The following is a 1,014-nucleotide window of genomic DNA, read 5'->3' as shown; positions in this document are numbered from 1 at the left end:
TTCAATAGGCTTCCATGATGATATTATCCTAGCAAGATGGGTTAGAACCTTCATAGGAAACACAGAAAACTTACCATCAACAGTAGATAAACAAAGAGTAAAAAAATCAGTACAGCATTGGTATGGAGAGTACTATCTCCCAAATGATGTATATGCATGTGAGCCAAAATTTGATGTAATAGAATACGCAAGAACACACAATGGAATAGATTTCAAAGAAGACTTTTGGCTGAGAAAAGGATTTATAATAGTGAACTTTGATATAAGAACAGTAAAAAATAAAGATTTTGAAAACCCAGTACTAAGCTACAGAGATACACAAAATTGCAACATGTGGCAGGTAGAAGGCTTTAATACAAAAAAATGCGGATTTGATCTAAGAACACGAAAGAATAGCATAGAATTCAAACTAGAATACGGAGACATAGTACTCTACAGAGCAGACGAAAAAGCATCAGATGACTACGAGGTAATGGGAACTCATTAAATATTAACATTTAAAAAGTCAAATGAAATGTCGTCGATTCCAATAATGAAAAAATAATGGGTCGGCGACATAAGGTATATGAGGAATAGATTTTAATAATGATAGAAACATCAACCTAATTTTGACAAAAACTATAGATTGTGCTAAAATTATAATGTCGCAAATTATATAAATGCATCAAAATATTGACAAATAAATATCAAAAAATAATATAATTAAATAAAATTTTTATTATCTAAATATTCGCATATAAATATTTTAATGCTTTTTAAAACGAATGTTTGTGTAAATATCAGGATTTAAAAGAATTAATAAGTAAAACTAAAAATAAAAATGTCCGGATGTATTAAATAGTAAGAAATGATGTAAGTATTGAAAAATCAATGATTATAAGCAAAATTGAACTGATTGACAAAAAAATATCAGTCATGCGGACGAAAATTGAACAAATGTGATTATAATTAGTGTTAGAAGCAATTGGATACTATTGCAAATGTGTATTTTTCAGGGTAATATAAATTAATCTG

General features: G+C 28.1%; 1 pseudogene. It reads left to right on the top strand.

From position 1 onward, the window contains the following. Positions 1–487 (top strand): annotated as a pseudogene (locus AYC61_RS21620) (DUF5704 domain-containing protein); the annotation flags it as partial. Positions 488–1,014 lie beyond the last annotated feature (527 nt).

The organism is Abyssisolibacter fermentans (assembly GCF_001559865.1).
Lineage (GTDB): Bacteria > Bacillota > Clostridia > Tissierellales > MCWD3 > Abyssisolibacter > Abyssisolibacter fermentans.
Note: the sequence above shows the minus strand (reverse complement) of the source record. Positions and strands in the feature narration are given on the sequence as shown.